11 protein-coding genes are annotated in these 12,693 nt (G+C 63.8%); 4 read left to right on the top strand and 7 right to left on the bottom strand.

Annotated features, from left to right (window positions below):
• Positions 1-192: 192 nt before the first annotated feature.
• From CK218_RS05415 to CK218_RS05400, 4 genes are all read right to left on the bottom strand, one after another.
• Complete coding sequence (locus tag CK218_RS05415; RefSeq protein ID WP_095800309.1) at positions 193-780, bottom strand: histidine phosphatase family protein; 588 nt, start codon at positions 778-780, stop codon at positions 193-195.
• A gap of 52 nt (positions 781-832) precedes the next feature.
• Entirely contained in the window at positions 833-1,651 is an 819-nt protein-coding gene (gene fabI / locus CK218_RS05410; RefSeq protein WP_059186698.1) for an enoyl-ACP reductase FabI, read from the bottom strand.
• A 107-nt stretch (positions 1,652-1,758) separates the two neighbouring features.
• Positions 1,759-2,685: a DnaJ C-terminal domain-containing protein gene (locus CK218_RS05405; RefSeq protein WP_066998086.1), complete on the bottom strand. Its 927-nt coding sequence runs from the start codon at positions 2,683-2,685 to the stop codon at positions 1,759-1,761.
• 99 nt (positions 2,686-2,784) lie between these two features.
• The gene (locus CK218_RS05400; protein ID WP_067327836.1) at positions 2,785-3,249 is read right to left on the bottom strand and encodes an RT0821/Lpp0805 family surface protein; all 465 of its coding nucleotides are present in this window, start codon (positions 3,247-3,249) and stop codon (positions 2,785-2,787) included.
• 40 nt (positions 3,250-3,289) lie between these two features.
• Between CK218_RS05400 and pdxH the strand changes: the two genes are divergently transcribed.
• A complete protein-coding gene (gene pdxH, locus CK218_RS05395; protein ID WP_067327835.1) occupies positions 3,290-3,907 on the top strand; it encodes a pyridoxamine 5'-phosphate oxidase in 618 nt (205 codons plus the stop codon).
• A gap of 18 nt (positions 3,908-3,925) precedes the next feature.
• Here pdxH and CK218_RS05390 read toward each other — a convergent pair whose 3' ends face one another.
• Together CK218_RS05390 and CK218_RS05385 are read right to left on the bottom strand one after the other, a co-directional pair.
• Positions 3,926-4,678: a crotonase/enoyl-CoA hydratase family protein gene (locus tag CK218_RS05390; protein WP_095827091.1), complete on the bottom strand. Its 753-nt coding sequence runs from the start codon at positions 4,676-4,678 to the stop codon at positions 3,926-3,928.
• A 27-nt stretch (positions 4,679-4,705) separates the two neighbouring features.
• Positions 4,706-6,472, bottom strand: a complete 1,767-nt coding sequence (locus CK218_RS05385; protein WP_095827090.1) for an acyl-CoA dehydrogenase family protein — start codon at positions 6,470-6,472, stop codon at positions 4,706-4,708.
• 250 nt (positions 6,473-6,722) lie between these two features.
• Between CK218_RS05385 and CK218_RS05380 the strand changes: the two genes are divergently transcribed.
• Complete coding sequence (locus CK218_RS05380; RefSeq protein WP_066998101.1) at positions 6,723-7,883, top strand: glycoside hydrolase family 25 protein; 1,161 nt, start codon at positions 6,723-6,725, stop codon at positions 7,881-7,883.
• Between the two features lie 12 nt (positions 7,884-7,895).
• On the opposite strand, the gene CK218_RS05375 is transcribed toward CK218_RS05380, so the two are convergent.
• Complete coding sequence (locus tag CK218_RS05375; protein WP_095827225.1) at positions 7,896-8,738, bottom strand: AraC family transcriptional regulator; 843 nt, start codon at positions 8,736-8,738, stop codon at positions 7,896-7,898.
• A gap of 251 nt (positions 8,739-8,989) precedes the next feature.
• On the opposite strand from CK218_RS05375, the gene CK218_RS05370 reads away from it, so the two are divergent.
• Positions 8,990-10,456 (top strand): alpha-glucosidase/alpha-galactosidase, encoded by a 1,467-nt coding sequence (locus tag CK218_RS05370; RefSeq protein WP_095827089.1) that lies wholly within the window; start codon positions 8,990-8,992, stop codon positions 10,454-10,456.
• Between the two features lie 107 nt (positions 10,457-10,563).
• On the top strand, positions 10,564-12,648 hold the full coding sequence (locus CK218_RS05365; protein ID WP_095827088.1) for an ABC transporter substrate-binding protein: 2,085 nt from the start codon (positions 10,564-10,566) through the stop codon (positions 12,646-12,648).
• Positions 12,649-12,693 lie beyond the last annotated feature (45 nt).

Here is a 12,693-nt window from a genome sequence, read left to right as displayed (position 1 = left end):
GAGGTCTTGGCGGACGGCGCAGTACGTTGGTAGCAGTACGTTGGTAGAGGACACCTTTGCCAATAGTCCGAGCGCCCAACGCTTCGTCATCCTGGAGCGAAGTAAGGGGCGCAGCGACGCAAACGCAGATTCCGGGATGGCGACGTTCGAGGCCTTCGGCCGACCTCCAACACACGGCCTGAAACGCAGGCCCTACAGCCACTCCAGGGTGCGGCCCTCGAGCCGTAGCAGGCGGTCCTGCGGTACGTCGAGGCTGGCGGCTTCCTGCTTGGAAATGCCGGTGACGAAGCGGAAGAAGCAGCGCATGATCCCGCCATGGGTGACGCAGACGGTCGGCTGGCGAAGCGCGTCGAACCAGGGTTTTATCCGCTCGAGCAGCATCTCGTAGCTTTCGGCGCCCTCGCCGGGCGGCTGGAAATCCCACTTCGCAGCGCGGCGGCTTTTGGTCGAACCCGGGACACGCTTTTCGAGTTCGGCAAAGGTGAAACCCTGCCAGTCGCCGAAGCTTAGCTCCACCAAGCGCGGATCGGTGCGATAGGCGAGCGGGTCGAGACCCATCGCCGCGCGCATCAGCTCCATCGTCTCGCGCGTGCGCCGCATCGGGCTGGCGACAAAGTCGAAATCCGCAGCGTTTCCGATAAGGTCCGCCAACCGTCGGCCGTTTTGCGTCGCCTGCTCGCGGCCAAGTTCGTTGATATCGGTATCCGCCTGGCCTTGCAGCCGACCCTCGGCGTTCCACTGCGTCTGGCCGTGGCGCGCGATGTAGACGAGCGGATACATCAGGTCTCCGGAGGTCGGGCCAGGGCCTGGACGAATAGACAGGCGGAGAGAACTAGTCCTTGACGGTCGAGATGTCGGGCGCGTCGACCGCCTTCATGCCGACGACATGGTAGCCGGAATCGACGTGATGGACCTCGCCGGTCACGCCGCGCGACAGGTCCGACAGGAAGTAGACGCCGGAATCGCCGACCTCTTCTTGCGTCACCGTCTGCTTAAGCGGCGCGTTGTACTCGTTCCATTTGAGGATGTAGCGGAAGTCGCCGATGCCGGAGGCGGCAAGGGTCTTGATCGGGCCGGCCGAGATGGCGTTGACGCGGATCTTCTTGGCGCCGAGGTCGACGGCGAGATAGCGCACGCTGGCCTCGAGCGCCGCCTTGGCGACGCCCATGACGTTGTAGTGAGGCATAACCTTCTCGGCGCCGTAATAGGTCAGCGTCAGCAGCGAGCCGCCTTCGCTCATCAGCGGCTCGGCGCGCTTGGCGATGGTGGTGAAGGAAAACACCGAAATATCCATGGTGCGCAGGAAATTATCGCGCGTCGTCTCGACATAACGGCCGGTCAGCTCGTCCTTGTCCGAGAAGGCGATGGCATGGACGAGGAAGTCGAGCTTGCCCCAGTGCTTGGCGATGTCGGCAAAGACTGCGTCCAGGCTTTCCGGATCGGTCACGTCGCAATGGCCGGCGACATGCGCGTTGAGTTCCGCCGCCAGCGGCTCGACGCGCTTCTTGAACGCCTCGCCCTGATAGGTCAGCGCGATTTCGGCGCCGTGATCGACGCAAGCCTTGGCGATGCCGAAAGCGATCGACCGATTGTTTGCGACGCCAAGGATGAGGCCTCGCTTACCGGCCATCAGGCCCTGTCCACCCGCCATGTGCGCAATTCTCCGCAAGAATGTCTGCTTTGTGGAGCCCTATCGCACAGGCACAGGGCCCCTTCAAGCGTCGAAAACAGACTGGCTTGAGGAGAAAACTGCTTCGATCAGCCTTTCCGCTTACGCATCAGGGCTTCGAGATCGGCGTCTCCACCCTCCGGCAGCATCAGCCGCACATGGGCGTAGAGATCGCCGTGGCCACCTACTTTTTCCGGCAGGCCCCTGCCCTTCAGGCGCAACACCTTGTCCGAGCTCGACCATGCGGGAACGTTGACCGCGAGCTTGCCGGTCGGCGTCTCGACGGCCACCTTGGCGCCGAGCACCGCGTCGGCGAGTTCGATAGGCAGGTCGACATGCAGGTCGCGGCCCTCGATGCGATAGCGCGGATGGCGGCGAATGTGGATCTTGACCAGCGCGTCGCCCGGCTGGCCGGGCCCCTGCTCGCCCTGACCCTTCAGGCGGATGGTCTGGCCCTCCTCGACATAGGTGGGAAGCTTGACCGCCATCTTGCGGCCGTCAGGGAACATCGCCGTCACCTTCTCCGCGGTGGCCGCCTCTTCGACGGTGATGTCCAGCGTGACATTTAGGTCAGGCGCCTGGACCGGCTGGCGACGGTCGCCACGGCCTGGACCGCGCCCACCCGAAAAGGCCTCGCCGAAGATCTGGCTGAAGATGTCGCTGTTGCCGTCGAAAGGATCGCCGCCCGGACGACCGGTGCGGAATTCGAAATGCGCCCCGCCGGGGCCCTGCTGACGGCGGAATCCGGCAAACGGATCGCCACCGGCCGCGCCCTCGAAGCCCTGGAATCTCGGCTTGCCGTCGGCGTCGATCTCGCCGCGATCGTAAGCTGCGCGGCGCTTCTCGTCGCCGACGATCTCATAGGCCTGGTTGGCGGCCGCAAAACGCTCTTTCGCCTTCGGATCATTCGGATTCTGGTCCGGATGATGCTGCTTGGCGAGCTTGCGGTACGCCGATTTTATTTCCTTGGCCGAGGCGTTCTTGGCAACGCCCAGCACCTCATAGGGGTCGCGCATGCTTCCTGCCTGAAAGAGAGATTGGGTCCACAGTTGCCCTCTATATGCGCTCGCATAGGAAGAAATTCCAGTGGTGCAAGATGCCAATGGAGACTGAAATTAGAGCGCCTTGAACTCCTGCATGCGCCAGCCTCCGGCGTCGGCAATGCACAGCTCGCCCTGATACATGGCGACGCCGTCGAAACTTTCCCGCGTCGCGTTGAAGCGGCGGCAGGTCAAGCCGCCATCCTTGAGTTCCACCAGCTCGGTGATCGAGCCGCGGGAGCCGGTGCCGGCATTGGCCCATGGCACCGCCTGGCCGCCGAGCTCCTGGATGTCGGCGGAAGACACCGCATTGCCGATCGTGGTCTGGTCCGAGTCGTTGTCGCTGCTTGCCGGCACGGCGGGCGCGGACGGCGCGCTGGAGGTGATGATCGAGCGGTCAACCTCCGCCTTCTCGAGGCTGAAGCCGCCGGCGCCACAGGCCGCGAGCGGAAGCGCCAATGTCAGCAACGCAGCCTTGGCGCTGGCCGAAGCAATAACGCTCCATTGCCCGCTGTCAAAAGCTTGCGCGATACGCGACAATCGGCGAACTCCTCCCGCAACGTTAAAAATTTGGAAAACTATGAACGAAAGTGAGTTAACAAGCGGTGACTTCGCCGAGGCTTTGGAGCCGTTCCGGCTGTTTGCCGAGTGGCTGGACGACGCCGTCAAGAGCGAGATCAACGACCCCAACGGCGTTGCGTTGGCAACCGTCGACGCCGACGGCATGCCGGATGTGCGGATGGTGCTGCTCAAGGGGTTCGACGAAAGGGGATTTGTCTTCTACACGAATTTCGAGAGCGCCAAGGGCCGCGAGATTCTTGGCAGCATGAAGGCGGCGATGTGCTTCCACTGGAAATCGCTGCGCCGCCAGGTGCGCGTGCGCGGGCCGGTGGAGATCGTCAGCGACGCCGAGGCCGACGCCTATTATGCGACGCGGCCGCGCGGCAGCCGCATCGGCGCCTGGGCCTCGAAACAGTCGCGGCCGCTGGAAAGCCGCTTCGCGCTGGAAAAGGCGGTGGCCGAATACACGGCGCGCTATGCGATCGGCGAAATCCCGCGGCCGAAACACTGGTCGGGCTTCCGCATCCTGCCGCAGACGATCGAGTTCTGGCACGACCGCCCGTTCCGGCTGCATGACCGCATCGTGTTCTCGAGAAACGACGCCGGCGGCTGGGACAAGACGCGGCTTTACCCCTGATCGCCGAGAGCGAAGAGTTCAGCCTTTCTTGCGGGTCATGAAGGCGGTCAACGCCGCGCGCGCCTCGTCGGACTTCAGCCGCTCGCGGAAATGCTCGCTCTCGACCTTGATGCGGGCGACGATTTCCTTGCGCGGCTCACGCATCAGATCGCGGGCAATCTTAAGCGCCTGCGGCGGCTTGGCGGCGATCTCGGCCGCCGCAGCCAGCACCGCGCCTTCCAGCTCGTCTTCCGCGACCACATCGTAGATCAGGCCGGCGGCCTTGGCGCGCTCAGCCGAAAAACCTTCGCCGAGACCGAGCAGCGCGAAGGCGCCCTGGCGGCCGAGGACCTGCGGCGCGAGCAAGCTGGAGCCGGCCTCGGGCACGAGGCCGAGGTCGACGAAGGGCGTGCGGAAGAGCGTTCGCGGCGTGGCGAAGGTCAGGTCGCAATGCAGATTGAGCGTGGTGCCGATGCCTACCGCTATGCCATCGACACCCGAGACCATCGGCTTCTCCGCCTTGGCCAGCGCCATCAGGAAATCCCACACCTCGTTGCCGCCCTCGCCGCCGGTGGCGATCACCAGGAAATCCGCAAGATCGTTGCCGGCGGAAAAGGCACCGGGCACGCCGAGAAAGACATGGACGCGAACCGCCGGGTCGGCATCGCCTTCAGAAAGGGCGGCTGACATTTTCGCGTACATGGCACGGGTCAGCGCGTTCTTCTTCTCAGGCCGGTTCATACGGATGATCTGCACGGCGCCCCGGCGCTCGATGAGGATATGGTCGGTCACGATCGGTTCCTTCGGCTGACTGGCTGTTCAGGCGATCAGGGCCTTGCCGGCGGCGGCGAGGCTTTCGGCGCCGTCGATGACGCGCTCCTTGAGCGCGCGCGTCTCGCCTAGGAGGTTTTCGGCAAAGAAGCGGCAAAGCGCGACTCGGCCGCGGTCGGCGAGGCCGCCCTGCGCCAGATAAGCGCCGCCCGCGGCGAGCGACATCAGGCGCAGATAGGGCGTGGCGCCAGCCATCGCGGCATCGGCCTTGCCGTCGGCCATCAGCCTTTGCAAGAAGCGGGTCGCCTCGTCGAGATCGGCAAGCGCGCGATCGAGATTGTCGGCGGTGCGGCCGAAACCCTCGATGTTGGAGGTGCGCACCGCATCGGCCATCGCTTTCAATTCGCCGATATAGCGATGCACGTGCTCGCCGCCGCCGAGCGGCAATTTTCGCGAGACGAGGTCGATGGCCTGGATGCCGTTGGTGCCTTCATAGATCGGCGCGATGCGGGCGTCGCGATAGAGCGCCGCCGCGCCCGTCTCCTCGATGAAGCCCATGCCGCCATGCACCTGGATCCCCAGCGAAGCGACCTCGACGCCGACATCGGTCGAAAAGGCTTTTGCCAGCGGCGTCAAGAGATTGGCGCGGTCGCGCCAGTTGGCGGCGGCCTCGCCCTCGGCGACACGGGCACGGTCGATGGCGTGCGCACAGGTATAGGCGATAGCACGCGCGATCTGCGTCAGCGCCTGCATAGTGAGAAGATTGCGCTGCACGTCCGGGTGATGGACGATCGGCGCCATGCCGGACCCTGAATAATCAGATGCCTTGCCCTGCCGGCGCTCATTGGCATAGGCGATCGCCTTCTGCGTGGCGGTTTCGGCCACTGCAACGCCCTGCATGCCCACCGCGAGACGAGCGTTGTTCATCATCGTGAACATGCAGGCCAACCCCTTGTTCTCCTCGCCGATCAGCCAGCCGATGGCGCCGGGCGTCATGCCCGCAAAACCGTCGCCATAGATCATGGTGCAGGTCGGCGAAGCGTGGATGCCGAGCTTGTGCTCGAGGCCGGAACAGAAGACGTCGTTGCGGGCGCCGAGCGAGCCATCGTCATCGACCAGGAACTTCGGCACCAGGAAGAGCGAGATGCCGCGCGTGCCGGCGGGCGCGTCGGGCAGCCTAGCCAGCACCAGATGCACGATGTTGTCGGTGAAATCGTGCTCGCCATAGGTGATGAATATCTTCTGGCCGAAGATGCGGTAGGTGCCGTCGCCGGCAGGCTCGGCACGGGTGCGCAAAGCGGCGAGGTCCGAGCCCGCCTGCGGCTCGGTCAGGTTCATCGTGCCCATCCACTCGCCCGAGACGAGCTTCGCCAGGTATTTGGCCTTGAGCGCCTCGGAGGCGTGCTTGTCGAGCGCCTCGACCGCGCCCATGGTGAGCGTCGGGCCGATGCCGAAGGCCATGGCGGCGGAGTTCCACATTTCGAGCGCGGCGACGGCTAGCATGGTCGGCAAGCCCTGGCCGCCATATTCGGCCGGCCCGGACAGCGCGTTCCAGCCGCCTTCGATCCAGCGCCGGTAAAGCTCCTTCCAGCCGGGCGGTGTGGTGACAGAAGCGCCCTTCAACACCGCGCCATGCTCGTCGCCGATCTTGTAGAGCGGCGCAACCTCCTCGCTGGCGAAGCGCCCGGCCTCGGCCAGGATCGCGTCGACAAGGTCCTCGCCCAGATCGCCGAAGGTGCCGGCATCCAGCGCCGGCTTCAGGCCGGCTACCTGCTTCAGCGTGAAGGCGATGTCCTCGACCGGTGCGCGATACATTGTGCCTGCTTCTCCTCCAGTGCGGCCCACCGTAGTCGCGTAGCCGAAGCGAGGCCATCCATACTTGGGGTTGGCCTGCGTCCTTCTTTTTACGTAAACGTCAAACACGCGGATTTTGCAAGCGTAGACTTCGTCGTCCACGGCCGGAGAGGTTCAGTCGCTGTTCCGGCGCTGAACAGCTCGCGGGTTGACAGCACTTCCTTAACCATAGCGGTTCAGGATCGTCCTCTGGTCAGTGGGGACACCCTGATTGAAAAAGCCGGCGCGCCCTCTTCGCCGCCTGGCGCTTCTCGCGGCTGCGGTTGCGCTGGGCACGGCGGCAAAGGCCTCGGATTTCTCCGAGCCGTGGAAGAATCTCGACCGCGCGCTGGTGATCGACGCCTACGAATATAACTCCATCGACTGGGCTGAGCTCGCCACCGACAAACGCATCGTCGGCTTCATCAACAAGGCGTCCGACGGGCTGCCGCCGCCCTATTTCTGCTTCGGCGACGAAACTGAGGTGAAGCTCTGCAAGGCGCTGTGGAAGCGCCATGCGGTGACGCGCGAGCTTTTCCAGACACGCAGGGTGGTGGCGAAGGCGCTCGGCCTGAAATGGGGCGCCTATCACCTCGCCCGCCCCGGCAATCCGGTCGAGCAGGCCAACAATTTCATCGATTTCGCCGAGCCGGCGCCGGACGATCTCATTGCCCTCGACATCGAGGGCATCGATCCCGCGCAATGGATGTCGCTCGAGGACGCGGAAGAATTCGTGCGCCAGGTGCATCGCCGCCTCGGTCGCTTCCCGGTGCTCTACTCGAACGGCAAGACCGCCCAGTACATCGCCGACAACCGTTACACCTACCGGCTGTTGTCGCGGCTGCCGCTCTGGTATGCGCGCTACAAGCCGGACATCGACGTGCATTTCCCGATGGGCAACTGGCAGGGTTACGCGCTCTGGCAGTTCGCGGCAAAGGCGAATTGCGGCCGCTTCAGCTGCCCCTATCGCGTGCCGGGCACGCCCAACGACATCGACGTCAGCGTCGCGCCGATGAAAGCCGATGCGTTGCGCCAGCAATGGGCCTTTGGCGGCTTGATCGACGTGCCGGCGGATTACCTCGCCTCGATCCCGGTGCCGATCCCGCGCGAAGCGGGCCTCGCCGGCAAGGTCACCATCACCTATGCCGATGTGGCGACGCCGCCGACCATCGAGGAAATGGTCGCGGTGCTCGGCGCGCGCTGGGAGAAATTCCGCGACGGATTCCGAATGCCGGTGGTCAAGACCGTGCCGCAGCGCCCGAACTTCGGCATCGTGCAATATGTCGCCTGGAAACGAGCCGGACAGCGCACGCCCGAACAGCTCGACGCCGCCTTCGCGGCCGCCGATCCGGTCAGCACTGCATCGACGACGCTCGACCACCGCAGGCAATAGTCAACGGCAGCGTCAACGATGATTGCCCAGGCTGGCATACATGCCGGTGGTGCGGAACTGTGTGGGCGTGATGCCGTAGCAGCGGCGAAACACCTTGGAAAAATAGTTGGGGTCGTCGAAACCGCACAGAACAGCGACTTCCTTGACCGGCAGGAAATCGGCCTTGGTCAGCAACTTGGCGGCGCGCTGCAGCCGCTGCTGCAGGACGAATTCGGCCGGCGGCAATCCTTCGCTCTCGGCGAAGCAGCGCGAGAAATGGGCGCGGCTGAGGCCGCTGATTTCGACCAGCTCCGCCACCGGCAGCGGCTTGTCGAGATTGGAGTTGATGTGATCGATGACCGGCTGCATGGCGCTCTGCTTCTCGGCGAAGGCGTGCGAGCCGAAGACATCGTCGTAAAGCGCCATCGCCGCCTCATAGGCGATTGCCGAGGCCGCGCCCGGCGAGGCGGCGCCCTTGATGAGGCGCAGGCTGCAATCGGCAAGGTGATCGATGGTCGCTGGCTGCAGCCGGAACACGGGACCTGAGACGCTGAGGATCGACTTGTGGACGCGCAGCGCCTCCTCGCCGTTCATCGATATCCAGAAATATTCCCAGCGGTCGCCCTTGGCCAGCCAGTAGCGATGGTTGTGCGGCACCAGCACCAGCAGCGTATCGTTCGCCTGCAGGCGGTAATTGCGGCTTTCATAGCGCAATTGCCCAGTGCCGCTGATCGTATGCTGGAGCACGGTAAACGGGGTCTGGCCGCGCTTTCGCCCGTCCCAGTCGTAAGTCTCGTCCTCACGCACCTCGTAGCCGGTGCTGGTCGGCATGGCATGCAGGCGCTGGCGCCCGCGCGGCAGCGAAATCGTGCGCATCAGCTTTCCATTGGCAACCAGATCCTGCAGCACAAAATTACCCTCGAAAGCATAATCCTTCTCTGGCCGCGCCAGCGAATAAGCGCATAATCCGGCTCACTCAAGAACGGGAAAGACCCGCGGTCGAGGAGCGGGCGGGAGGAGAAAGAGCCGGATTTCGGGCTCCACATGGCGAGCGCGCCTGCCGGCGCGCGGCCATATCCTCCCTTGCTGCTCCTTGCCTAACATTCGATTGGATCGAGGTGAAGGTGATGAGCTTCAAAATCGCTATTATTGGCGCCGGCAGCGTCGGCTTCACCAAGAAGCTGTTCACCGACATTCTCTGCGTGCCCGAATTCAAGGACATCGAATTCGCGCTGACCGACATCAGCGAGCACAATCTCGGGATGATCCAGGCGATTCTCGATCGGATCGTGGAAGCAAACGGGCTGCCCACCAAAGTGACGGCGACGACCGACCGCCGCAAGGCGCTTGAAGGCGCGCGCTACATCATCAGCTGCGTGCGCGTCGGCGGCCTCGAAGCCTATGCCGACGACATCCGCATCCCGCTGAAATACGGCATCGACCAATGCGTCGGCGACACGATCTGCGCCGGCGGCATCCTCTACGGCCAGCGCAACATCCCGGTGATCCTCGACTTTTGCAAGGACATCCGCGAGGTCGCCGAGACCGACGCCAAGTTCCTGAACTACGCCAACCCGATGGCGATGAACACCTGGGCCGCGATCGAATACGGCAAGGTCGACACGGTCGGGCTCTGCCACGGCGTGCAGCACGGCGCCGAACAGATCGCCGAGGTGCTCGGCGCGAAGTCGCCCAGGGAGCTCGACTATGTCTGCTCCGGCATCAACCACCAGACCTGGTTCATCGAGCTCAGGCTGAACGGCCGCGCGATCGGCAAGGACGAGCTGGTCGCCGCCTTCGAAGCGCATCCGGTCTATTCGAAGCAGGAGAAGCTGCGCATCGACGTGCTGAAGCGCTTCGGCGTCTATTCGACCGAAAGCAACGGGCATCTGTCCGAATACCTGCCCTGGTACCGCAAGCGCCCCGACGAGATCACACGCTGGATCGACATGTCGGACTGGATCCATGGCGAGACCGGCGGTTATCTCCGCTACTCGACCGAGACCCGCAATTGGTTCGAGACCGAGTATCCACAGTTCCTCGAAGCGGCTTCGAAGCCGATCGACCCGGCGAGGCGCTCCAACGAGCATGCCAGCCACATCCTCGAGGCGCTGGAAACCAACCGCGTCTATCGCGGCCATTTCAACGTCAAGAACAACGGCGTGATCACCAACCTGCCGCAGGACGCCATCATCGAGTCGCCCGGCTTCGTCGATCGGTTCGGCATCAACATGGCCGCCGGCATCACGCTGCCCGAGCCATGCGCCGCCACCTGCATGTCATCGATCAACGTCCAGCGCATGTCGGTGCATGCCGCGATCGCCGGCGACATCGATCTCTTGAAGCTCGCCATGCTGCACGATCCGCTGGTCGGCGCGGTGTCGACGCCGGAGGAGGTCTGGCAGATGGTGGACGAGATGGTCGTCGCCCAGGCCGCCTGGCTGCCGCAATATGCCGACGCCGTGCCGGCGGCAAAGGAGCGGCTTGCGAAGTCGAAGGTCAAGACCCGCGAATGGGCGGGCGCGGCGCGGCGCAACGTCCGCTCGATCGATGAACTGCGCGCCGAAAAGGCGGCACTGAAACAGGCCGGCTGAGATTTCGGGCAGGCGGACCTGCAGGAGGCAGACCGCCGAAACGGCCCTCAAAATAAAGATCGAGCGGCGGGCAAGCAGCAGACGTTCAAAACATCTGGGAGGAGACAATGAGGAACTTACACAGAATTGGCATTGCCGCCGGACTGGTGCTCGGCGTTTCTATTCCGGCGCTCACCGCTTTCGCTTCGGAACCGACGATCCCGCCGGAGCCGGCGACATTCCCGGCCGAAGGCAAGATCCATTCTGTGGCGCGCGACTCCATCCTGGAGTTCAAGGCGCTGCCCGAATACCACGAGCCGGACTGGGTGACGGAGAAATACGTCAAGACCGGCAAGCTGCCGCCGCTCAAGGACAGGCTGCCCAAGGAACCGCTGGTCTTCAAGACCGCCAACATGCCGGACGGCATCGGCGTCTATGGTGACACGATGCGCCATGTCATCGGCGGCAGGCCGGAAGGCTGGAACTACGGTGCCGGCCAGACGCAAGGCTGGGGCGGCATCGACATCGCGCTTTCCGAATGTCTGACACGCACCGCGCCGCTGTTCCAGGTCGACGCAAAGGACACCGAGCCGCTGCCGAACCTCGCCAAGAGCTGGGAATGGTCGAAAGACGGCCACAAGCTGACCATGCATCTCGTCGAAGGCGCCAAATGGTCGGACGGCGTGCCCTTCAACGCCGACGACGTCATGTTCTACTGGGACGACGAGGTCGTCGACCCCAACGTGTCGCCGCTCAACGGGGCGACGCCCGAAACCTTCGGCGTCGGCACGACGCTCAAGAAGATCGACGACTACACCGTCGAATGGACGTTCAAGGAAGCGTTTCCGAGGCAATATCTCTATGCGATGGCCTACGGCACCTTCTGCCCCGGCCCGGCGCACATTTTGAAGCCGCAGCATCCGAAATATTCGAAGAACACCTACGACCAGTTCAAGAACGCCTTCCCGCCGGAATACATGAACATGCCGGTGATGGGCGCCTGGGTGCCGGTCGAATACCGCCCGGACGACATCATCGTCATGCGGCGCAATCCTTACTACTGGAAGGTCGACGAGAAGGGGAACCAACTGCCTTATCTCAACGAGCTGCAATACAAGCTCTCGACCTGGGCAGATCGCGACGTCCAGGCCGTCGCAGGCTCGGGCGACTTCTCCAATCTCGAGCAGCCCGAGAACTTCGTCGCCTCGCTGAAGCGCGCGGCTGACAAGAACGCGCCGGCACGGCTTGCCTTCGGTCCGCGGCTCATCGGCTACAATCTGCGTATGAATTTTTCCGCCAATGGCTGGGGCAACCCGGACGAGCGAGGCCAAGCGATCCGCGAATTGAACCGCAACGAGGATTTCCGCAAGGCCGTAACCATGGCGATCGACCGCAAGGCGCTCGGCGACTCGCTGGTCAAGGGACCGTTCACCGCCATCTATCCCGGCGGCTTCTCCTCCGGCACCAGCTTCTATGACCGCAAGTCGACGGTTTATTACCCGTTCGATCTCCAAGGGGCCAAGGCCGAGCTCGCCAAGGCCGGTCTCAAGGATACCGACGGCGACGGCTTCGTGAACTTCCCGGCGGGCACCGCCGGCGGCAAGAACGTCGAGATCGTGATGCTGGTCAACAATGACTACACCACCGACAAGAGCCTTGCCGAGGGCGTCGTGGCGCAGATGGAGAAGCTTGGGCTGAGGGTCGTGCTCAACGGGGTCAACGGCACGCAGCGCGACGCGATCCAGTATTCCGGCCGCTTCGACTGGCTGATCCGGCGCAATGACCAGGAGCTCACCTCCGTTGTGCAGAACACGGAGCAACTCGCTCCGGTCGGTCCCAAGACCAGTTGGAACCATCGCGCGCCTGAAAGCGGCGAAGTCGATCTGATGCCGTTCGAGAAGGACCTCGTCGACATCGTGAACAAGTTCGTCACGACGCAGGACAACGACCAGCGCGCCGACCTGATGAAGAAGTTCCAGAAGATCTCGACCGAGCACGTCTACAATGTCGGGCTGACGGAATATCCCGGCGCGCTGATCGTCAACAAGCGCTTCTCCAACATCCCGCAGGGAACGCCGATCTTCATGTTCAACTGGGCCGAGGATTCGATCATCCGCGAACGCGTCTTCGTCGCAGCCGACAAACAGGCGAAATATGAGCTCTTCCCCGACGAGCTTCCCGGCAAGCCCGGAGACAAGGGGCCGATGAACTAGTTAACCTCCCTGACGAAGAGAACTCCGGTCGCGCCAGCTGGCGCG

It is taken from the genome of Mesorhizobium sp. WSM3879, from assembly GCF_002294915.1.
In the GTDB taxonomy this organism is placed as follows: Bacteria; Pseudomonadota; Alphaproteobacteria; order Rhizobiales; family Rhizobiaceae; genus Mesorhizobium.
This window is presented reverse-complemented; position numbering and strand designations above follow the sequence as displayed.